Genomic DNA, 20,253 nt, shown 5'->3' with positions numbered 1-20,253 from the left:
CTTGTCTAGCGCTGCTAGGATCGGATCATGTCGGTAAAGGAACGCAAGGAGCGCGAACGGGCGGCCCGCGAGCGCCTGATCTTGGCGACGGCCCGCGAACTCGCCGAGCAGCAGGGCTGGGACGCCGTCACCACCCGCCGGCTCGCCGAGCGCATCGAGTACAGCCAGCCGGTCCTCTACAGCCACTTCCGCGGCAAACGGGAGATCATCGGCGCCGTCGCTTTGGAGGGCGCCGCCGAGCTGGCGGCGGCGGTGCGGGCCGCGGCCGCCAGGGCGAACGGCCCGCGCGAGCGGGTCACCGCCCTCGCCCGCGCCTACCTCGACTTCGCCGAGCAGAACCCGGCGGTCTACGACGCCATCTTCCAGCTCGACGGCGGCCTGGCGTTCGCCCAGGAGGAGACCCCCGAGCCACTGAAGGACGCCTTCGCCGCGCTGCTGGAGAGCCTGGGCGAGGTCGCCGGGGACGGCGTCCACCCGGGGCTGTTCACCGAGGTCTTCTGGGCTTCCCTGCACGGCCTGGCAACCCTGACCCGGTCAGGCCGCCTCCTCCCGCAGGACGCCGAACCGCGAGTGGCCCTCCTGGTCGACCGCCTCGCCCACCTCTGACCCCGCCCGACCGGTCCGCGGCCGGGGCGCCTGGTCGGGGGTCAGTTCGGCTCGGGCTCGTCGGCGTCGAGGAGGTCGTGGACGCGTCGGCGTAGCGCGTAGCGGACCGTGGCGGGGGTCAGGACGCGCAGGGGTGTGGCGAGGTGGAGGAGGTGGTCGGCGAGTTCTTCGGGGCTGGTGCCGCCGATGGTGACGAGGGTCGCGCGGGTGCCGTCGGGCCGGTGAGTGGCGCGGTTGCGGGGGACGAGCACCTGGGCGCGGTCCAGGGGAAGGGGGACTCGCACGGTGGTGTAGAGCGGGTAGCCGCTGGTGAGCATCGCGGCTACGGGGACACGTTGCGCACGGAGCGTGCCGACGGCGGGCCGTCCACCACGACCGCGAGACCTCGGTGGTCGTCCTGGAGTAGGTGGTGCACGGCCGGGTGCTCGCCACCGGAAAGCGGTACAGCAACCACTTCGTGTCGGTGATCACCATCCGGGACCGCAGAATCACGCACTGGCGCTCCTCTCTCGACCCCCTGGCCGTCCTCGACGCGCTCGGCGCCGACGTGCCGGTACGCGAAGCGAACTGACGGAGCGTCACCGCCACGCGACGGCTACGGGGCCGCTGGTTCAATGGCTGCGTGGATGAGGTGGATGACACAGTCGCGTGGGCCGGTCGTCGCGTGCTGGAGGGCGGCGTCCGGGAGGCGGTGTTCCGTCTGCCCCGAAACACGGGCACCGTTCCGGGTGTGCTCTGGCTGCCGCCCACCCCGTCCTCCGCACCCCCCGCTCTGGTCCTGCTGGGACACGGCGGCAGCGGGCACAAGAGGAGCGCGCGGGTCACCGGCCTGGCCTGCTGGTTCGCGTCGCGGGTGGGAATCGGCGCGCTCGCCATCGACGGGCCGTATCACGGCGACCGGGTCCCCCGCCCGCTGCCGGCCGAGGAGTACCAGCCCCGCATCGTCGAAGAGGGGCTCGACGTCGTTCTCGACCGGATGACGGGCGACTGGCTGGCGGTGGTGGATGCCCTCGGGGCCCTGGGCCTCGTGGACACCGCGCGCCTCGGCTACCTGGGCCTGTCGATGGGGACACGCTTCGGCCTTCCGCTGGCGGCCGCGCTGGACGACCGCATTCGCTGCGTCGTCCTCGGCAAGTTCGGCCTCCGGCAGGCGCCCGGCATGCCCGCCGGTCTGGACGTCCCCCGGCGCGTCGTGGCGGACGCGCGGCGGATCACCGCGCCGGCCCTCTTCCACCTCCAGTGGTACGACGAGATCTTCCCCAGGGAGGGCCAGTTCGCGCTCTTCGAGGAGCTCGGGTCGCCCGACAAGCAACTGCTCGGCTACGCGGGCGCCCACGCGGAGACCAAGCCCGAAGCCGTCGCGTACTGGCGGGACTTCGTCGCGCGCCACCTCCGCGATGCGCCCCCGCTGGGGTCCCCCGCATGAAGTGCGCCGCGATGAACGTGCTGACGCCGACGCCGGAGAGTGTCCCGGCGCGCCGGCCGAAGTCTCAAGTCATCGACACCGAAAGCCACTTCACCGACGCCGGCACGGTCAGCGGGAGAGGTTCGGATAGGCCACGCGGGCCAACCCCTCGGCGATCGAGCAGCCGGTTTGCTGATCGGGCGCATAGGTCAGGTCCGCTGTCCCGAATGACGTCGGCCATGTGACGACGCACGTGCCCTGGTTGGCGCGATAGACCTCATAGGCGCCCTTGATGCCCGCGTACGGCACCGATCCGGGGTCCCCCGACCGCGCGTCCGCCATGCTCTCGGTGTCGTAGCCGACCGTGAGGTCCCGGTCCTGGCCCGCCCCCCACTCGCACCACCGGGAGCGCCCACGAACGTTGTCCGTGTGGCGGGTCGGAGGCTCAGGCAACCCGAGTTGTTCGAAGTAATAGTGTGGCACGGCCGCACAAGGGTCACGCAGGCCGCTCAGCGGGTCGGCGGCATGGTGCCCCGGTGCCCACAGCACGAGTGGGACCACGATGGCGGCGACCACCGCGAGGCTGCCCACGGCGACGGCCGCGATCCGGCCCGGTTTCGGCCGGCGGGACTCCTGATGTGGTGCGTCCCCGCTCTCGGGTGAGGTTCCGGGCTCGGGTGCGGGTGTGGCCTCGGGTGCGGGTGCGAGTGCGGTCTCCACCACGGTCGCGACCGCAGGGTCCCCCGCGGGATCAGCCGCCACGGCAGGGTCCCGGACCGTGGCCACCCCGGAGTCCGGCGCCGCCACCGCGAGATCCGTCGCCGCAGGCTCAGGCACCGCAAGCTCGGGCACCGCAGGCTCAGGCACCGTGCCCACAGCGGTCGCGCCGCTGCCGCGCGGCACACCGTGCGGCATGCCCTCCAGCATGGCCTTCGCCGCCGCGACGCTGGGCCGCAGGTCCGGGTCCTTCGCCATCAACCGCGCGATCAGCGGCGCCAGTTCGCCGGCGCGGCGTGGCGCGGGCGGCTCGTCCAGCAGAACCGCGGCGAGCGTCGCGGCCGGGGTGCCCCGGCGGAACGGCGAGACGCCCTCCAGTGCCTGGTACAGCGTCACCCCCAGCGAGAAGAGGTCGCTCGCCGACCGCTCCTCCGCGCCGCGCGCCCGTTCGGGCGCGATGTACTCGATCGAGCCGATGAACCCGCCGGCCGCGGTCAGCGCGGTGTCGGCCTGGTGGACCGAGATACCGAAGTCGGTGAGCAGCACCTGGCCGTCGTCGGCCAGCATCACGTTGTCCGGCTTGACATCCCGATGCACGATCCCGGCGTCGTGGGCGGCGCCGAGCGCCGACAGGAGCGCCGCCGCGACGTTCACGGCGTCCGCCACCGGCAGCGGTCCCCGCGCCGTACCGTGATCGGCCAGCGAGGTCCCGTCGACCAGTTGCATGACCGTCCAGGGCACCCCGTTCTCGACGACCACGTCGTGCACCGTGACGATGTTCGGGTGGTTGCGCAGCCTGGCGGCGTTGCGGGACTCCCGCTCGGCGCGCACGACCCGCTCGGCACGCTCCGCGCCGTTCATCGCCGGCGGCAGCCAGACCTCCTTGACCGCGACCTCGACGCGCAGCGACTCGTCGTGCGCCTGCCAGACCCGCCCGAACCCCCCGGCCCCAAGCCTCCGCACCAACCGGTAACGCCCGCCGACCAGTTGGCCCGGCTGCGCCTCACCCGCCACTGTCCCCACCCGACCCCCGTACGCCGCTCCCGTGCTGCTCCCACGGTACGGCGTCCCCGCCCGTGTCGGGACGGCCCCGGCGCGGAAACCGTGGTCGGAAGGGTGGCGGAAACCATTGGCGTACCGCACCGGGCCCCTGTTACGGTCCTCCGCATGAAGCGCGCCGCGATGATCGCGATGACGACGACGCCGGAGAGTGTCCCGGCGCGCTGACCGATGTCTTGAGTCCGAAGCCCCGGGGCGATCGCCCCGGGGCTTCGTGCTGCCGCGGGCCGCCCCACCACCGCGGAGAGGCGACACCATGAACGACATCCCCAGGAACGACCACCACGACGCGGCCGCACCCGACGCCGTGCACGACCACCGCGAACTCGGCCGCGAGCTGGGCCTGTTCGGCACCGACCCGCTGATCGGCGCGGGCCTGCCGTACTGGCTGCCCGACGGCGCGGCGGTGCGGCACGCGCTGGAGGAGTACATCCGCGGCCAGGAACGGGCGGCCGGCTACCGGCACGTGTACTCCCCGGTGCTCGGCAAGCGCGAGCTGTACGAGATCTCCGGGCACTGGGCGCACTACCGCGAGGACATGTTCCCGCCCATGGAGGTCGGCGGCGAGCAGATGGTGCTGCGCCCGAGCCTGTGCCCGCACCACGCGGTGCTCTACCGCTCACAGTCCCGCAGTTACCGCGAACTACCCTTGCGCATGGCGGAGTTGGGCGGCATGTTCCGCGCCGAACTGTCGGGGGTGCTGGGCGGGTTGACCCGGGTGCGGGCCATCCAGCTCAACGACGCGCACATCTTCTGCACCCCCGGGCAGGTCGAGCAGGAAGCCGCGGGCGCGCTGGAGCTGATCGGGCGCGCCTACGCCGCGATGGGCATCCGCGCGGCCCGCTACCGGCTGTCGCTGCCGGGCCCCGGCGGCAAGTACGCGGCCGCGCCCGAGGCGTGGCAGCGGGCCACCGAGGCACTGGTCGGCGTGCTGGAGCGGCTGGGCCTGCCGTACGAGGCGGAGCAGGGCGAGGCGGCGTTCTACGGCCCGAAGATCGACGTGCAGGTCGCCGACCACGCCGGGCGGGAGTCGACCCTGTCCACCGTGCAGGTCGACTTCCACCAGCCGGAGCGGTTCGGGCTGCGCTACGTGGGCGCGGACGGGGCGAAGCACCGGCCGGTGATGGTGCACCGCAGCGTCGTCGGCAGCGTGGAGCGCGCGGTGGCGCACCTGGTCGAGGTGCACGGCGGCGCGTTCCCGGCGTGGCTTGCGCCGGTGCAGGTGGCGGTGCTGCCGGTCGGGGCGGAGCAGATGGCGGACGCGGAGGCGTTCGCCGCGCGTTGTGCGGCACTTGGGCTGCGGGCCGAGGTCTCCCACCCGCACCAGGGCAGCCTCGGCGCCCGGGTGCGGCAGGCGCGCCTGGTGCCGTACCAGGCGGTGATCGGCGCCCGGGAGGCCGCGGCCGGGCTGGTCGCGGTGCGGTTGCGGGACGGCCGGCGGCCCGCACCGCTGCCCGCTCCTGAGCTGGCGGCGCGGATCGCCGCGGTGGTCGGCGGTCACGGCGTACGGCTGTGGGACGAGGAGGAGGCGGACGCCGCGGCGGGGTGAGGGCCGGCGGACGGCGTCTGCCCTTGGGACTGATCCGCGCCCGAGTCGGTTCCCGGGCCCGCCCCGCCCCCGGGCTGACGCACCGTCAACATCGCGGCACCGCTGCGGATACGTGCTGCGCGGCCCGCGCACGGCGAGCGGGGTCGGGCGGCCCACCCGCAGGCAGGCCGCCCGACCCCGCGAAGGCGCGCGACCCGGACGAGGCCGTCGCGCGGGCAGCCCGGCGGGTCAGAACTGGACGTCCGCGCAGGAGTAGAAGGCGTTGCCCGTGTCGGCGATGGTCCACACGCCGATGATGAGCTGCTTGCCGGTGTGGCCGGTGGGGATCGTGCCCTGGTGGACCACGGTGGCGGGCGGTTGGGCGCCGTTGTAGGGCACCGTCAGGAACGGGGTGGTGTCGATCTCGGAGCGGGTCAGCGGCTTGGTGGGGTCGTAGGTGCTGTTGGTCAGGTAGTAGGAGAAGTCGGTGGTGGAGTGCTCCGCGGTGAGCGTCCACGTGAAGGTGTAACTCTGGCCGCCGGTCACCTGGGTGGCGGGCCACGCGCCGCCGCGGGGGTCGTCGAGCTGGGAGAAGCGCGCGTTGCCGCCGCTGCAGATGCTGCCGTCGGCGGGGCCGGCGGCCGGGAAGCCCTTGGGGCCTTCGACGCTCTGCGGTTCGTACTGGATGTCGCCGCAGTTCGTCACGGTGCCGGCGGCGCAGAGCGCGGCGCGGCTGGGCGGGGTGCTGATGTAGCCGTGGCTGCTGGCGCTGCCGGTGCTCAGCGCGAACGCGGAGGCGACGCCGACGCCGACCACCGCGGTGGCGATCTTCTTGCGCATGGTGGACTCCAGAGGTGGGGGTACGGTCCAGGTCAGGTCTAGACCAACTCGCACGCTAGTGGCGGCGATTCGCCATGTCCACATCAACTCTCGGCCAATCCCCCACGCGAACCGGCCGAACCGGCCGAACCGGCCGAACCGGACCGACCAGCCGGGACCGACCACACGGCCGGGCCCGACCAAGCGGCCGGACCTGGCCGATCGACCGGGCCGAACAGACCGGGCAGACCGCCCGCAACGCCCGAACTCCCGGACCGCCCGGCCCGGGAGTTCGCCAGCACGGACCCTCAGCCCTCCAACCGCCCCGCGATGTCCGCCAGATGCCTGCCCTGGTAGTGCGCCGCGTCCAACGTCGCCTGGTCCGGTCCCTGGCCGCCACCGCTCGCCCAGCTCGTGCCGTACGGGTTGCCGCCGGCCGCGAAGAGCACCGGGTCGGTGTAGCCGGGCGGCACGATGATGCAACCCCAGTGGTAGAAGACGTTGTTCAGCGACAGCAGCGTGGACTCCAGGCCGCCGTGCGCGTTCATCGCCGAAGTGAAGCTCGTGGCGGGCTTGTTGTGGAAGACGCCCGCCTGCCACTGCACGCCGGTCTGGTCGATGAACTGCTTGAGCTGGGCGGTGACGTTGCCGAAGCGGGTCGGCGTGCCGAAGGCGTACGCGGTGGCCCACTCCAGATCGGTGAGGGTCGCCTCGGGCACCGCGTCCTTCGTGGCGTCCACGTGCGCGCGCCAGGCCGGGTTGGCGTCGATGGCCGAGTCGGGCGCGAGCTCGGGGACCCTGCGCAGACGCACCTCGGCGTCCCGGCTCTCGGCCCCCTTGGCGACGGCCTGGGCCAGCTGATGGACGTTCCCGGTGGCGCTGTAGTAGATGACGGCAACTCGGACAGCCACGTGCGTTTCTCCGCCCGCTCGACAGTGATGCGGTGTGCGTGCGCGTGCCGCGCGCCGCTACGGCGCCGCCCGGTCGCACACCCCCAACTCTCCGCGCCCCAACCGCCTCCAGCGGCGACCGGCGGCCCGCGCCGCCCTCGGTTCACCCGTACGGCCGCGCGACGCGGCCGGGAGAGAGGAAGATCGTCGAGCGGCACCTCACACGGCGGCTTCCCGTCCTCGCAGGCGCGGGAACGACCACCGTCGCGCCTCTCGCCGCAACCCGGCTGCTCGGGCGGGCGACCCCGCGCGTACCGAGCGGCCACGACTACCTGACGGAGATCTCATGCGCCTCACTTCGAGCGGTCCCCTCCACGCCACCTTCGAGTTCGGCGACCTCCGGGTCATCTCCCTGCGAGACGGCTACATCGACATGCCGCCGGCCCGCCTCCGCGACGAGAGCGGGGGCCCGTTCGACACGCTGCCGGACACGGTCCCGCTGGTCGACGGCAACCTGCGGCTGTCGGTCAACGCCTTCCTCGTCAGCGACGGCACCACGTCCGTCCTCATCGACACCGGCGCGTCCAACACCTGGCACTCCACCATGGGATCGCTCTTCGACGCCCTGGACGAAGCCGGAGTCGACCGGGACGGCATCACGGACGTGGCGATCACCCACCGCCACGAAGACCACGTGGGCGGCCTCGTCGCCCCCGACGGCACGGAGGCGTTCCCCGAGCTCCGGCGCGTGTGGATCGGCGCGGGCGACACCTCCGTCTTCACCGGGCGGCTCGCACCGTTCCGCGACCGCGCCGTCCCCGTCACGGACCCGGTCGCCGTCACCGACCGGGTCACGGCCGTTCCGGCTCCCGGGCACACACCCGGTCACACCGTCTACGAGGCCAGGAGCGACGCCGGTCGGCTGCTCGTGTGGGGCGACACCGTTCACGTGCCCTCCCTGCAGTTCGCCCGGCCGGACGTGTCATGGGAGTTCGACAAGGACCAGGCGCAGGCACGCGCGGCGCGACACGCTCTCCTCGACCAACTGACCGCGCCGGCACACTTCGTGGCCGGCGCCCACCTGGACTCGCCCGGCGTGGGACGCGTGACCCGCGACGGCGCCGCCGGCTACGCGCTCGAATACCTCGCGCCGCCGATCGCCTGACTCCTCACCGCCCGCGCGCCGTACGGCCTCTCCGCGCTCCAGCCGGTTCCGTCGGCTGGAGGCGGCCCGGACGGACCAGGCCGGTCCTCTTGACGCCGGCCAGGATCGGGGTGACCTCGACGGTCGAGATGTGTTCGAGGACGCCGATGGTGCCGCTCATGAAGAGGTAGAGCGCGTCGAGGTCGGCTGCCGCGACGGCCACGAGGAGGTTGGCGGGGCCGGTGGTCGCGGCGGCGAAGCGGACCTGGGGGTGGCGGCTGAGCTGCCGGCCCGTCTCCTCCATGCCGCCGGACGCCACGGTGATCCACAGCAGCGCCTCGGCGCGGACGCCCAGCCGGGCAAGGTCGACCTCGGTCGCGAGCCGCAGGACCTGGCCGCCGACGAGCGCCTCCAGACGCCGACGCGCGGTGAGCGCGGTGGTGTCCGCGTAGTGGGCGAGGTCGGTGTACGGGGCCCGGCCGTCCTCGATCAGCGCGGTGATCAACTGGTGGTCGAGGGGCTGGAGCGCGGGCCGGGGCGCGTCGGTCCCCTCGGATACCGCGGGTATGTCCGGGCGCAGGCCCGCCAGTTCGCTCGCCGTCAGCAGGCCGCCGCTCCAGTCGAACGCGGCCGGGAAGGTCCGCAGCAGGACGTGCGAGGTCCATGACAGGACCGCGGGGGTTGCGGGGAGGTCGCGCAGCAGCAGGTTGTTGCGGGCGTCCGGCCCGTCCAACTGCAGGATCGTGCAGATCTCGTCCCCGCCGCCGAGGACGTCCACCCAGAGGGTGTCGGGGCGGCGGGCGAGGGTGGCGGCGATGGCGCCGATCCGGTCGGGCTTGCAGCGGATGCGCAGGGCCAGCGGGATCACGTCGGGGAAGTGCACGGGGTTGCGCACCGCCGTGGCCCGAAGGGTCCCGTCGCCGAACAGCGGCGCCGCGCGGCGTACGACAGTGCGCTCCGAGATACCGAGCACACGGCCGACGGTGCGCCACGACGCACGCGGTGCGGCCAGCATCGCCGCGGCGATCCGACTGTCCGTCCCATCCAGTCGATGACGCATATTCTCCATATCCCAAGATCCTATGTCCGTCTTCCTCGATTCCGGCGGGCATTTCTGGCTCGGATCTCCGTCCCGGTCGAGAATCGTTTCCAGAGCAGACGAGACGAGAGAGCAGGTGAGCACGATGACCGGTATCGAGCGCACGGTCGTGGACACCGACCGGGGCCGGGTCAGGGGAATCGTGGAGGGCGAGGCGGTCTCCTTCCGCGGCATCCCCTACGCCGCCTCGCCGGTGGGCGAGTTGCGGTTCGCGCCGCCGCGGCCGCACCCGGGCTGGACGGACGTGCGGGACGCGGCACAGGCCGGACCGTCCGTGCCGCAGGCGGCCTCCCGGCTGGAGAAGGTGCAGGGGCCGCGCGTGCCGGACTGGAACGAGGACGGCAGTCTGACCGTCAACGTCTTCGCCCCGCGTGGCGCGTTGACCGACGGTGCGGCCCGTCCGGTGCTCGTCTGGTGGCACGGCGGCGGCTTCACCAGCGGCTCCGGCGGCTGGGACTGGTACGACGGCGGCCGGCCGGCCGCCCTGGGCGACATCGTGGTCGTCACCGCCAACTACCGTGTCGGGCCGCTGGGTTACCTCTACCTGCCGGAGGTCGGCGCGGCCAACCTCGGCCCCCAGGACCAGGCCGCCGTACTGCGCTGGGTGCAGGACAACATCGCCTCCTTCGGCGGAGATCCGCGCACCGTCACCGTCGGCGGGCAGTCCGCCGGGGCCTACTCCGCCTTGATGCTCGCCCTCGACCCCGCGACGAACGGGCCCCTCACCCGGCTGCTGCTGCAGAGCGGCCCCTTCGGCCTGGACCCGCAGGACCCGCACCAGGCCGCCGAGAACGCCGTCGCCTATCTGCGCCTGCTGGGCATCCCGGCCGGCGCGGACACCGCGACGGCCCTGCGCGCGCTGCCGGTCGAGCGGTTGCTGGACGCCTACGGGCGCCTCTCCGCCCAGCTCGCGGCGCCGGGCAAGGCGGCCCCGCCGATGTACCCGGTCCTCGGCGCTCCCGGCGTGCCCCGCACCCGGCAACAAGCGCTCACCGAGGGGGCGTTGGCGGGCAAGCAGCTTCTGATCGGCACCACCCGCGACGAGGCGACGGCCTTCTGCGCCTTCGACCCCCACGTCCAACACCTCACCACCGCCGCCGCCCTGGACCTGCTCACCGAAGAAATCGGCCGGTCGGCCGCCCAGGACCGGTATGGGCAGCACGCCGCGCTCCGCCCGCAGGCGACACCCGCGCAGATCTTCACCGCGGTGCAGACCGACAGCCTCTTTCGCGACACGTCGCTGCAGACCGCCGACCACCACGCGGCGGGCGGCAACACCACCTACGTGTACCAGTTCGACCGCGCACCCGCCGAGGACCCGTACGCCTTGGGCGCCACGCACTGCGCCGAACTGCCCTTCCTGTTCGGCACCTTCGACGCCTTCCCCGACAGCCCCGCTCTCGCCGGGGCCGGCGCCGCCGAGCGTGTCCTGGGCCGTGAATTCGCCACCGCGGTCGCCGAGTTCGTCAGCTCCGGCAAGGCCGCCGGCTGGCCGCCCTACCACCCCGCCGCCGGCGCCCGCGTCCGCCACTTCGGCTGAGCGGGCGGGAGGTCACGCGTCGTCAGCAGGCCGATCGCTCGACACCGCCCCGGATTCCCCACCGTGCCGCGCCCGACGGGAACACCGGGGGCGCCGGGAACCCTGGGAGCCCAGGGAACGCCGAAAGTGCCGGGACCCGCGTGCCGCGCGAGCAGGTCGAGGTGGACGGGACAGTGACATACTGTCGCAGTACTCCCGCAACATTCGCCCACCATGCTGGTCGTTGATCAACGAGCGCCCTCCCGCAGCGGCGGGAGTTCGGGACATCGACGTTCGTGGCGCTTCAGCCCACGCGGGCCCGGGTAGATCTTCCAAGCCGATGCGTGTCGTGCACCTGCCATATGCCACGTCGTCATCGGTCCCGATGTGGTGCCGCACGAGTGGGGAGGGCGATGACACGCATGCGCGTGATCCGACGTACCAGAGGTGTCGCGGTGGCCGCGGCCTTGGCGATGGCCGCCGTGGCGTGCACCGGCGGCGGGGGCGGAGGCGGCCACGGCTCGATCTCCGACGGCCAGCACGCCACCGCCACGAAGCGCCCGGTGAAGAAGGGCGGCACCCTCACGGTCGCGGAGGTGGCGGCGGTACCCGACTTCATCTTCCCGCTGGTCCCGGCGACCAACCAGAACGGCTGGAACGCCAACCTCACCGAGGCGCTGTGGCCGTACCTCGTCTACCCCGGCGACGGCGCCAAGGCGGAGGTGAACAAGGAGAAGAGCCTGTTCACCTCGCTCGACTACTCGAACGGCGACAAGCGGCTGACCATCCACCTCAAGGACTGGAACTGGTCGGACGGAAAGCCCCTCACCAGCCGGGACTTCACCTTCGTCTACAACCTCCTCAAGGCGAACTCCAAGAACTGGGCCGCGCACCTGCCCGGGCTCTTCCCGGACGACGTGGCGAAGGTGGCCACCCCGGACGCCCATACGGTGGTGCTCGACCTCACCCGGGCGTACAACCCGGACTTCTACACCGACGACGTGCTCAGCACGATCCCGCTGCTCCCCCAGCACGCTTGGGACAAGACCTCCGCCACCGGCGCGGTCGGCGACCACGACACGACCACCGCGGGCGCGAAGGCCGTCTACTCCTACCTGCAGAAGGAGGGGGCGAAGATCGGCAGCTTCGCCACCAACCCGCTGTGGCAGGTGGTCGACGGGCCCTGGAAGCTCAAGGAGTTCCGCAGCAACGGCTACTACAGCTACGTGCCCAACCCGGCGTACTCCGGTTCCGCGAAGCCGTCGGTCGACAAGCTCGTCATGCAGCCGTTCACCACCGACACCCCGGAGCTCAACGCGCTGCGCTCCGGCAGCTCCCTCGACGTGGCCGGGCTGCCGCTCAACGACGTCAAGCAGGCGCAGGCGCTGCGCTCCAGCGGCTACTCGATCGCCAGCGTGCCCATCCCCGGCGTCGCCGGCATCCTGCCGAACCTGTACAACGCCAAGGTCGGCACGGTGCTGCGGCAGCTCTACGTCCGCCAGGCCATGCAGTACCTGATCAACGGCCCGCAGATCGTCTCCAAGGTCTACAACGGCTACGCGGACCCGGGCAACGGACCGGTGCCGGTCAAGGCCACCGAGACCTGGGCGACCCCGCTGGAGAAGTCCGGCGGACCGTACCCGTACTCGCCGGACAAGGCGAAGTCCCTGCTCCAGGCGCACGGTTGGAAGGTGGTGCCGGGCGGCACCACGACCTGCCAGAGCCCCGGCACCGGCGCGGCGCAGTGCGGCGCGGGGATCAAGGCGGGCCAGCCGCTGACCTTCCAGATGGTCTACTCCTCCGGCCGCGCCACCACCGAGGAGCAGGAAGCCGCCATCAAGTCCTCCGAGGCGCAGGCGGGCATCACCCTCAACCTCAAGGCGGAGCCGTTCAACACGCTGCTCGGCACCATGGGCGCCTGCACCGCGCAGTCCCACCCGGCGTCCGGCTGCAGCTGGCAGCTGTCGGACTTCGGCTACGAGCCGTACCCGCTCTACCCCAACGGCACCGGCTTCTTCGACACCGGCGGCTCCGGCAACCTCGGCGGCTACTCCGACCCGACCATGGACAAGCTGATCAAGGCCACCGAGTACGGCTCCTCCTCGCAGGCGTTCTCCACCTACGAGGACTACGCCGCCAAGCAACTGCCGTGGCTGTGGGTGCCGTTGCGCAGCAGTCTGCTGGTGTACCGGAGCAAGCTCCAGGGCGTGGTGCCGCTCAACCCGTTCTCCGGCACGGTCGCCTACGAGGACTGGGCGTACACCTCGTGACGGGCGCGGGCCTCGTGGCTGACGTGGGCCTCGTGACGGGCACCCGGTGACGGCCTACCTCCTGCGCCGGACCGGTCAGGCGGTCGTGGTGGTGATCGGCGTGATGGTGGTGACCTTCGCGCTGATCCACCTCGAACCGGGCAGCGCCGCGCGGGCCACGCTCGGCATGCGGGCCAACTCCGAGCGGATCGCGGTCTTCAACGCCGCCAACGGCCTGGACCGGCCGTTGGCGGTCCAGTTCGTGGACTTCGTCAAGCAGGCGGCGCAGGGGAACTTCGGCACGTCGTACTCGCTGCACCAGCCGGTGTCCACGCTGATCGCGCAGCGGCTGCCGCGCGACGCGGTGCTGCTCGGGCTGTCCACCGTGGTCGCCCTGGCCGTCGCGCTGCCGATGGGCATCTACCAGGCCGTCCGGCGGGACCGCGCGGTGGACCACGTGCTCACCGTGGTGTCGTTCGTGCTGTACTCGATGCCGGACTTCTTCTTCGCGCTGCTGCTGGTCGCGCTCTTCTCGGTGCAGCTGCACGTGCTGCCCTCCCAGGCGCCGCAGGCCGAGTCGGTCGCCGGCATCCTGTCCGACCCGCGCGGCCTGGTGCTGCCGGTGGTGACGCTCTCGCTGGTCACCGTGGCCGGGTTCAGCCGGTACATGCGCTCGTCGGCGATCAGCACGCTCGCCCAGGACTACATCCTGGTGGCGCGCGCGAAGGGGCTGCCGGGCCGGCTGGTGCTGAGCCGGCACGTGCTGCGCAACTCCCTGCTGCCGGTGATCACCGTGCTGGGCCTGTCGGCGCCGGCCATCGTCACCGGCGCGGTGATCGCCGAGTCGGTCTTCAACTACCCGGGCATGGGGCTGCTGTTCTACCAGGCCGCCACCGGCAAGGACTATCCGGTCCTGCTCGGCTCGACGCTGGTGGTCGGCGTGGCCACCGTCGTCGGCAGCCTGCTCGCGGACATCGCCTACAGCCTCCTCGACCCTCGGATTCGCTATGACCACTCATGACACCGGGCCGGCCGCGGCCGGCTCACCGGAGGCGGACCCACCGGGAGGCGGTGCGAAGGGGACCGGTGCGCCGCAGGCCGATGCGAAGGGGACCGGTGCGCCCCGAGCCGGTGCGCGTCAGGCGGGTGCGCCGGAGGCCGGCACCCTGGCCGTCCGGCGCGGCTCCGGGCGGCTGTCGGCCGCCGCGTTCCTGCGCAACCCGCGGGCGCTGACCGGGCTGTGCATCGTCGCGGTGGTCGCCGCCTTCTGTTTCATCGGACCCCTGCTGTACCGGACCGACCAGGTCACCGTCCACCTCGACCTCGCCGAACTGCCGCCCGGGGGCGGCCACCCGCTCGGCACCGACGCCTCCGGTTACGACGTGCTCGGCCGGCTGATGGCCGGCGGCCGCTCCTCGCTGGAACTCGGCTTCGCGGTCGCGCTGGCCACCACCGTCATCGGCACCCTGTACGGCGCCTTCGCCGGGTACTTCGGCGGGGTGGTGGACGCGGTGATGATGCGGGCCGTCGACACCTTCCTCGCCATCCCCGGCCTGGTGCTGCTGCTGATCGTGGTCAGCATGTTCACGCCGTCGCTGTGGCTGATCATCGTGGTGATGTCGCTGCTGTCCTGGCTCGCCGCGGCCCGGCTGGTCAGGGGCGAGGTACTGACGCTGCGCACCCGGGAGTTCGTCCAGGCGGCGCGGATGATGGGCGGCACCGGCCGGCGGATCGTGCTGCGCCACCTGGTGCCGAACGCGGCCGGCGTCATCATCGTCAGCGCCACCTTCACCATCGCCGACTCCATCCTCACCCTGTCGACCCTGAGCTTCCTCGGGCTCGGACTGCCGCCGCCGCACGCCGACTGGGGCACGATGCTCACCGGCGGCCTCGACTACCTGTACGACGGGTACTGGTGGCTGGTGTACCCGCCCGCGGTGGTCCTCATCATCACCGTCGTGGCCTTCAACCTGATCGGCGACGCCTTCCACGACGCGCTGGACGTCCGCCTGCAACGCACGTGACCGCTCCGCCGCCGCGCCCGTTCCCGGGCCGGCGGCCGGGGCCGGCGACGAATCGAGGAACGGCATGCCTCCCCTGCTCGACGTCCAGAACCTCACCACCCACATCCGCACCAGTCGCGGTGTCGTCCGGGCGGTGGAGGACGTCTCCTTCCACCTGGAGGCCGGCGAGACGCTGGGCCTGGTCGGCGAGTCCGGCTGCGGCAAGTCCATGACCGGCCTGTCCCTGATGGGCCTGCTGCCGCCCGGTGGCCGGCTGCTGGACGGCTCCTCGGTACGGCTGGACGGCCGCGAGCTGGTCGGGCTGCCCGACCACGAGCTGCGCCGGGTGCGCGGCAACGACATCGCGATGGTCTTCCAGGACCCGATGACCTCCCTGGACCCCACCAAGAGCATCGGCCACCAGGTCGCCGAACCCGTCCTGCTGCACCGCGGCTGCACCCGGGCCGAGGCCGCCGACCGCGCCGCCGAGGTCCTCGGCCTGGTCGGGCTGCCGCACCCGCGCGAACGCCTCGACGACTACCCGCACCAGCTCTCCGGCGGCCTGCGCCAGCGCGTGCTGATCGCCATGGCGCTGGCCAACGAACCGCGGGTGCTCATCGCCGACGAGCCCACCACCGCACTCGACGTCACCATCCAGGCCCAGATCCTCGCCCTGCTCGCCGACCTGCGCACCCGGCTCGGCATGGCGATGATCCTCATCACCCACGACATGGGCGTCACCGCCGGCCACGCCGACCGGGTCAACGTGATGTACGCCGGCCGGATCGCCGAAAGCACCCGCACCGAACGGCTCTTCCGCGGCATGCGCCACCCCTACACCCAGAGCCTGCTGGCCTCGGTGCCGCGGCTCGACCAGGACCCGGACCGGCAACTGCCCACCATCCCCGGGCTGCCGCCCGACCTCACCGACCCGCCGGCCGGCTGCCGCTTCGCCGACCGCTGCTCGTACGCCACCGATCGGTGCCGCACCGACGAGCCGGTGCTCATCGGCACCGCGGAGCACCGGTACGCCTGCTGGCACCCCACCGACGGGCCCCGGCCGGCCGGCGCCACCGCGGTCGTGCCGCGCCCCGCGGCGCCCAAGGCCAAGACCGCCGCCCCCGAGACGAAGCCGGCCGACCCGGACCGGCCGCTGCTCGAAGCGCACGGCCTGGTACGGGAGTTCCCGGTGCACGGGGCCCGGCTGCCCGGGCGCGGCCGGCGGGTGGTGCACGCCGTGTCCGGTGTCTCCTTCACGCTCGGCCACGGCGAGACCTTCGGCCTGGTCGGCGAGTCCGGCTGCGGCAAGACCACGCTCGGCCGCCTGCTGGTCGGCCTGGATCGGCCCGACGCCGGCACGGTCACCCTCGACGGCACCGACTTCGCGAAGGTGCGCGGCCGCGAACTGCGCCGCCGCCGCCGGGATCTCCAGATGGTCTTCCAGGACCCGTTCTCCTCGCTGGACCCGCGCATGCGGGTCGGCGGCATCCTGCGCGAGCCGCTGCGCATCCAGGGCATCGGCACCGCGCGCGAGCAGAAGGCCCGGGTCGCCGAACTACTCGGCGAAGTGGGCCTGCCCGAGCGGGGGCTGGACCTCTTCCCGCACGAGTTCTCCGGCGGCCAGCGCCAACGGGTCGGCCTGGCACGGGCGTTGGCGCTCAATCCGCGGCTGATCGTGGCCGACGAGCCGGTCTCCGCGCTGGACGTCTCGGTGCGGGCCCAGGTGCTCAACCTGATGAAGCGGCTCCAGGCGTCGCACGGCCTGTCGTACGTGGTCATCTCGCACGACCTCGCCGTGGTCCGCTACCTCGCGGACCGGATCGGCGTGATGTACCTCGGCCGGCTGGTGGAGGTCGGCAGCGCCGACGACATCCACCTGCGCGCCGCCCACCCCTACACCGCGGGCCTGCTGGAGGCCGTCCCGGTGCCGGACCCGGCGACCGAGCGCGCCAAGCAAGGCGCCGCGATCACCGGCGAACTGCCCAGCCCCGCCGCCCCGCCGTCCGGCTGCCGCTTCCGCACCCGGTGCCCGCTGGCCACCGATCTGTGCGCGGCCGAGGAGCCCGCGCTGCGCTCCTTCGGCCCCGGCCACACCGCGGCCTGCCACTTCCCGCTCCAGCAGCCGGTCCCCGAGGGGACGGTGCCCGCACCCGTCTGACCGCCCACCGTCCCGGCCGGGCCGCGAACCAGGGCTCCGGGCAGCCACGGGCAGAGCCGAGGCGGCTACGGGCGCCAGGTGTACCGCGGGGTGAAGCCGAGCAGTTCGCGGCTGCGGGCCAGGGCGAAGGGGACGGCGAAACCGTCGAGGGGCGTGTCGTGGCGGGCGGTGGGGTGGTAGCGGCGCAGCAGTTCCGCGGTCGGTTCCAGGGCGGTGGTGTCGGGCGCGGCGACGTTGATCACCGGGTGCCCCTCGACCGGTGCGGTGAGCGCGGCACCGATCGCGCGGGCGGCGTCGCGGGTGTCCAGCCACCCCCACAGCGAACCGCGGTCGACGCCGGGGTCGCGGTGCACCGCGGCCAGGTGGCCGCGCAGCCGTTCGCCGGTGCCGAGGAAGGGGAAGCGCAGCGAGACGAGGGTGCCGCCGTACCGGCGGGCGGTGGTGGCGGCGATGGTCTCGCTGACGTACTTCGACAGGCCGTACACGTCGTCGCCGACGTAGGGGTGGTCCTCGGTGACGGGCACGAAGCGGGGTGACGCGTCGTGCGCGGAGAACGCCAGCCCCAGCGCGGACAGGCTGGAGATGTTGACGGCGCGGCGGACACCCGCGCGGCCGGCGGCGTCCAGGACCAGGTAGGCGGCCCGGACGTTGTTGCCGAAGACCTCGTCGTGGGGCGCGGCTTCCGGTGAGGGCAGCGCGGCGGCGTGCACGACGGCGTCGACGCCGTCGAGGAGTCCGGTCAGCCGGGTGTGGTCGAGCAGGTCCCCACCGGCGACCTCGTCGGCGGTCGCGGGGTCCGGGGCGGTGCGGTCGTGGGCCCGTACGGTGTGCCCCGACTCCCGCAGGTGCGTGACGACTTCGCGGCCGAGCAGGCCGCCCGCGCCGGTGACCAGAACCTTCACGGTGGCTTCTTCCTTTGGGTGGCGCCGACGGTCACACCGCCCGTGGACCGGACGAATGTTGTGTTCTTGCGCGATGACAAAAGCAATATGACGTTGCCGTGCGGGAAACGTAACATGATCCCGTCCGCTCGCTCTATCCGCGAACAGGGGAATCCCCATGACCGGTTCAGGCCCCGACCGCCTGCTCGACGACTCCGGCGCGCTCCCGCAGGCCGCGCCGCCCTGGCCGGGCCGGGACCGGCTGCGGGTCACCGCGGTCCGCGCGATCGTCACGGCGCCGGAGGGCATGCCACTGGTCGTCGTCCGCGTCGACACCTCGGAGCCGGGCCTGTACGGGCTGGGCTGCGCGACCTTCACCCAGCGGTACGCCGCGGTCGTCGCCGCCGTCGAGGAGCACGTCGGCCCGCTCGTGGTCGGGCGGCACCCGGCCGACATCGAGGACATCACCCGCATGATCCACTACTCGTCGTACTGGCGCGGCGGCCCGGTGCTGGGCAACGCGCTGTCCGGGGTGGACCAGGCGCTGTGGGACATCGCGGGCAAGCGCGCCGGGATGCCGGTGTACGAACTGCTCGGCGGGCGCAGCCGATCCGCCGTCGAGGTGTACTCGCACGCGGCGGGCGGCACCGTCGAGGAGACGCTCGCCGAGGCCGAGGAGCTGCTGGCGCGGGGCTACCGCCATGTGCGGCTCCAGGTCGGCGGCCCGGGGCTGGGGACGTACGGCGCGCCCGGCACCCGCGGCGGCTATCCGCGCTCGCCGCACCCGGACGGCTGGGACGTGGCGCAGTACCTGCGGGCCACGCCGGAGCTCTTCGCGGCGGCGCGGGAGCGGCTGGGGGCGGAGGTGAGCCTGATGCACGACGTGCACAGCCGGCTGACCCCGAAGCAGGCGGTGGTCCTCGCCCGCGAACTGGAGCCGTACCGGCTGTCGTTCCTGGAGGACGTGATCGCTCCGGAGTACTACGACCGGCTGCCGGAGGTGCGCGCCGCGTCGCCGGTGCCGATCGCGGTCGGCGAGCAGATCGGCAACGTCACGGACGCGGCGCGGCTGATCAAGGACGGCGGGATCGACCTGCTGCGGCTGCACACCTCCGCGGTCGGCGGCCTGACCCCGACCCGCAAACTCGTCGCGCTGGCCGAACTGCTCGGCGTGCGCACCGCGTTCCACTCCCCCGGCGACATCTCCCCGGTCGGCGTGGCGGCGAACCTGGCGGTCGACATCTCCACTCCGGCCTTCGGCTACCAGGAGTCGCACACCTACAACGACGCAACCCACGAGGTCTTCCCGGGCACCCCGGTGGTGCGCGAGGGCCACCTCGCGCCCTCCGACGCGCCGGGCTGGGGCGTCGACCTCGACGAGAAGGCCGCGGTCCGCTTCCCGCCGACGAAGTTCCTGCACGAGCGCTGGGCGACCGGCGTCCGCCACCCGGACGGCAGCCTGAACGCGCCCTGAGCACACCCTCGACGCGCCTTGTGCGGAGTGGAATCGGCCACGGGTCGTCTGCCCCGACCCCGTGGCCGGAGCCGTGTCCGCGCTCGCCCGCGGCCGCGCCACGGGCGCCGGTCAGAGGTCCTGCGGGGTGAGCCGGCCGGCGGGGGGCTGCTCGCGGTGCAGCCGCAGGGCCACGCCGACCGGCTCGACCGTGTCCAGGGCGGGCACGTCCGCGAGCGGCACCCAGGCGGCGCGGTCGGTGGAGCCGCCCACCTCGTCCCGCAGCTCGCCGCCGATGACGTGGACGCGGTAGATGATCCGCATCCCCTGGAAGTCGTCGACGACTCCCGAGTCGAGGACGCGGCTGCGGTGGAAGGAGTCGATGCCGAGCAGCCGGTCGACGACGACCTGGTAGCCGGTCTCCTCCTCGACCTCGCGGACGACCGCGTCGAGCGGGTCCTCGCCGTGTTCGAGGCCGCCGCCCGGCATCGTCCAGCCCGCCGGGTACGGTCCGAACGCGACCACGTGCGACAGCAGGAGCTGCTCGTCGCGCACGCACACCCCGTACGCGGCCACCCGCAGCCTGCGCTGCACCTGCCGCTCCGGCTCGTCCCCGCTTCCGCGCCCGTCGTCCGCCCGCGCCGCCGATCCCGCCACCGTCATCGTCCGTCCTCCGCCCGTGCGTTGCGCCGTCGCCACGTCAAAGGGGCGATCCTCGCACAG

Annotated in this window: 18 protein-coding genes; 11 read left to right on the top strand and 7 right to left on the bottom strand. The window is 73.0% G+C overall.

What is annotated here, in order from left to right; all coding sequences use genetic code 11:
• Positions 1–27: 27 nt before the first annotated feature.
• A complete protein-coding gene (locus tag OG370_RS40475) occupies positions 28–606 on the top strand; it encodes a TetR/AcrR family transcriptional regulator (protein ID WP_328473397.1) in 579 nt (192 codons plus the stop codon).
• A 41-nt stretch (positions 607–647) separates the two neighbouring features.
• Here OG370_RS40475 and OG370_RS40470 read toward each other — a convergent pair whose 3' ends face one another.
• On the bottom strand, positions 648–923 hold the full coding sequence (locus tag OG370_RS40470; protein ID WP_328473395.1) for a hypothetical protein: 276 nt from the start codon (positions 921–923) through the stop codon (positions 648–650).
• Between the two features lie 104 nt (positions 924–1,027).
• Between OG370_RS40470 and OG370_RS40465 the strand changes: the two genes are divergently transcribed.
• Positions 1,028–1,177: a nuclear transport factor 2 family protein gene (locus OG370_RS40465; protein ID WP_328473393.1), complete on the top strand. Its 150-nt coding sequence runs from the start codon at positions 1,028–1,030 to the stop codon at positions 1,175–1,177.
• 51 nt (positions 1,178–1,228) lie between these two features.
• Positions 1,229–2,032: a hypothetical protein gene (locus tag OG370_RS40460; RefSeq protein ID WP_328473391.1), complete on the top strand. Its 804-nt coding sequence runs from the start codon at positions 1,229–1,231 to the stop codon at positions 2,030–2,032.
• 108 nt (positions 2,033–2,140) lie between these two features.
• Here the strand turns inward: OG370_RS40460 and OG370_RS40455 are convergent, their stop codons facing one another.
• The gene (locus OG370_RS40455) at positions 2,141–3,751 is read right to left on the bottom strand and encodes a serine/threonine-protein kinase (protein ID WP_328473389.1); all 1,611 of its coding nucleotides are present in this window, start codon (positions 3,749–3,751) and stop codon (positions 2,141–2,143) included.
• A gap of 292 nt (positions 3,752–4,043) precedes the next feature.
• On the opposite strand from OG370_RS40455, the gene thrS reads away from it, so the two are divergent.
• On the top strand, positions 4,044–5,336 hold the full coding sequence (gene thrS / locus OG370_RS40450) for a threonine--tRNA ligase (RefSeq protein ID WP_328473387.1): 1,293 nt from the start codon (positions 4,044–4,046) through the stop codon (positions 5,334–5,336).
• A gap of 228 nt (positions 5,337–5,564) precedes the next feature.
• Here thrS and OG370_RS40445 read toward each other — a convergent pair whose 3' ends face one another.
• On the bottom strand, positions 5,565–6,155 hold the full coding sequence (locus OG370_RS40445) for a lytic polysaccharide monooxygenase auxiliary activity family 9 protein (protein ID WP_328473385.1): 591 nt from the start codon (positions 6,153–6,155) through the stop codon (positions 5,565–5,567).
• Positions 6,156–6,442: 287 nt separating this feature from the next.
• The gene (wrbA, locus tag OG370_RS40440) at positions 6,443–7,045 is read right to left on the bottom strand and encodes an NAD(P)H:quinone oxidoreductase (protein WP_328473383.1); all 603 of its coding nucleotides are present in this window, start codon (positions 7,043–7,045) and stop codon (positions 6,443–6,445) included.
• Positions 7,046–7,370: 325 nt separating this feature from the next.
• Here wrbA and OG370_RS40435 point away from each other — a divergent pair, with 325 nt between their 5' ends.
• Positions 7,371–8,189, top strand: coding sequence for an MBL fold metallo-hydrolase (locus OG370_RS40435; protein ID WP_328473381.1), 819 nt, complete (start codon positions 7,371–7,373; stop codon positions 8,187–8,189).
• Between the two features lie 4 nt (positions 8,190–8,193).
• Here the strand turns inward: OG370_RS40435 and OG370_RS40430 are convergent, their stop codons facing one another.
• A complete protein-coding gene (locus tag OG370_RS40430) occupies positions 8,194–9,141 on the bottom strand; it encodes an Lrp/AsnC family transcriptional regulator (RefSeq protein ID WP_328473379.1) in 948 nt (315 codons plus the stop codon).
• Between the two features lie 211 nt (positions 9,142–9,352).
• Between OG370_RS40430 and OG370_RS40425 the strand changes: the two genes are divergently transcribed.
• The 5 genes from OG370_RS40425 (at position 9,353) to OG370_RS40405 (ending at position 17,196) form a co-directional block, all read left to right on the top strand.
• Positions 9,353–10,807 (top strand): carboxylesterase/lipase family protein, encoded by a 1,455-nt coding sequence (locus OG370_RS40425; protein WP_328473377.1) that lies wholly within the window; start codon positions 9,353–9,355, stop codon positions 10,805–10,807.
• A gap of 434 nt (positions 10,808–11,241) precedes the next feature.
• On the top strand, positions 11,242–13,056 hold the full coding sequence (locus OG370_RS40420) for a peptide ABC transporter substrate-binding protein (RefSeq protein ID WP_328473375.1): 1,815 nt from the start codon (positions 11,242–11,244) through the stop codon (positions 13,054–13,056).
• Between the two features lie 46 nt (positions 13,057–13,102).
• The gene (locus OG370_RS40415; protein WP_328473373.1) at positions 13,103–14,056 is read left to right on the top strand and encodes an ABC transporter permease; all 954 of its coding nucleotides are present in this window, start codon (positions 13,103–13,105) and stop codon (positions 14,054–14,056) included.
• On the top strand, positions 14,043–15,059 hold the full coding sequence (locus tag OG370_RS40410) for an ABC transporter permease (protein WP_328473371.1): 1,017 nt from the start codon (positions 14,043–14,045) through the stop codon (positions 15,057–15,059). Before OG370_RS40415 ends, OG370_RS40410 begins: the two co-directional genes overlap by 14 nt.
• Positions 15,060–15,123: 64 nt before the next feature.
• Positions 15,124–17,196: an ABC transporter ATP-binding protein gene (locus tag OG370_RS40405; protein ID WP_328473369.1), complete on the top strand. Its 2,073-nt coding sequence runs from the start codon at positions 15,124–15,126 to the stop codon at positions 17,194–17,196.
• Between the two features lie 65 nt (positions 17,197–17,261).
• Here OG370_RS40405 and OG370_RS40400 read toward each other — a convergent pair whose 3' ends face one another.
• Positions 17,262–18,098, bottom strand: a complete 837-nt coding sequence (locus tag OG370_RS40400) for an NAD-dependent epimerase/dehydratase family protein (protein WP_328473367.1) — start codon at positions 18,096–18,098, stop codon at positions 17,262–17,264.
• A gap of 157 nt (positions 18,099–18,255) precedes the next feature.
• Between OG370_RS40400 and OG370_RS40395 the strand changes: the two genes are divergently transcribed.
• Positions 18,256–19,551: an enolase C-terminal domain-like protein gene (locus OG370_RS40395; protein ID WP_328473365.1), complete on the top strand. Its 1,296-nt coding sequence runs from the start codon at positions 18,256–18,258 to the stop codon at positions 19,549–19,551.
• Between the two features lie 111 nt (positions 19,552–19,662).
• Here OG370_RS40395 and OG370_RS40390 read toward each other — a convergent pair whose 3' ends face one another.
• The gene (locus tag OG370_RS40390; RefSeq protein WP_328473363.1) at positions 19,663–20,193 is read right to left on the bottom strand and encodes an NUDIX hydrolase; all 531 of its coding nucleotides are present in this window, start codon (positions 20,191–20,193) and stop codon (positions 19,663–19,665) included.
• Positions 20,194–20,253 lie beyond the last annotated feature (60 nt).

This window comes from Streptomyces sp. NBC_00448, assembly GCF_036014115.1.
Taxonomy (GTDB): domain Bacteria; phylum Actinomycetota; class Actinomycetes; order Streptomycetales; family Streptomycetaceae; genus Actinacidiphila.
The sequence above is the reverse complement of the archived record's forward strand: the minus strand, read 5'-3'. Positions and strand labels throughout refer to the sequence as shown.

What these genes read in the sequence shown, in the direction of transcription:
- OG370_RS40475 (WP_328473397.1), top strand. Translation starts at nt 28, where the DNA reads ATGTCGGTAAAGGAACGCAAGGAGCGCGAACGGGCGGCCCGCGAGCGC.
- OG370_RS40470 (WP_328473395.1), bottom strand. Translation starts at nt 923, where the DNA reads ATGCTCACCAGCGGCTACCCGCTCTACACCACCGTGCGAGTCCCCCTT.
- thrS (WP_328473387.1), top strand. Translation starts at nt 4,044, where the DNA reads ATGAACGACATCCCCAGGAACGACCACCACGACGCGGCCGCACCCGAC.
- OG370_RS40445 (WP_328473385.1), bottom strand. Translation starts at nt 6,155, where the DNA reads ATGCGCAAGAAGATCGCCACCGCGGTGGTCGGCGTCGGCGTCGCCTCC.
- OG370_RS40435 (WP_328473381.1), top strand. Translation starts at nt 7,371, where the DNA reads ATGCGCCTCACTTCGAGCGGTCCCCTCCACGCCACCTTCGAGTTCGGC.
- OG370_RS40425 (WP_328473377.1), top strand. Translation starts at nt 9,353, where the DNA reads ATGACCGGTATCGAGCGCACGGTCGTGGACACCGACCGGGGCCGGGTC.
- OG370_RS40410 (WP_328473371.1), top strand. Translation starts at nt 14,043, where the DNA reads ATGACCACTCATGACACCGGGCCGGCCGCGGCCGGCTCACCGGAGGCG.
- OG370_RS40405 (WP_328473369.1), top strand. Translation starts at nt 15,124, where the DNA reads ATGCCTCCCCTGCTCGACGTCCAGAACCTCACCACCCACATCCGCACC.
- OG370_RS40395 (WP_328473365.1), top strand. Translation starts at nt 18,256, where the DNA reads ATGACCGGTTCAGGCCCCGACCGCCTGCTCGACGACTCCGGCGCGCTC.
- OG370_RS40390 (WP_328473363.1), bottom strand. Translation starts at nt 20,193, where the DNA reads ATGACGGTGGCGGGATCGGCGGCGCGGGCGGACGACGGGCGCGGAAGC.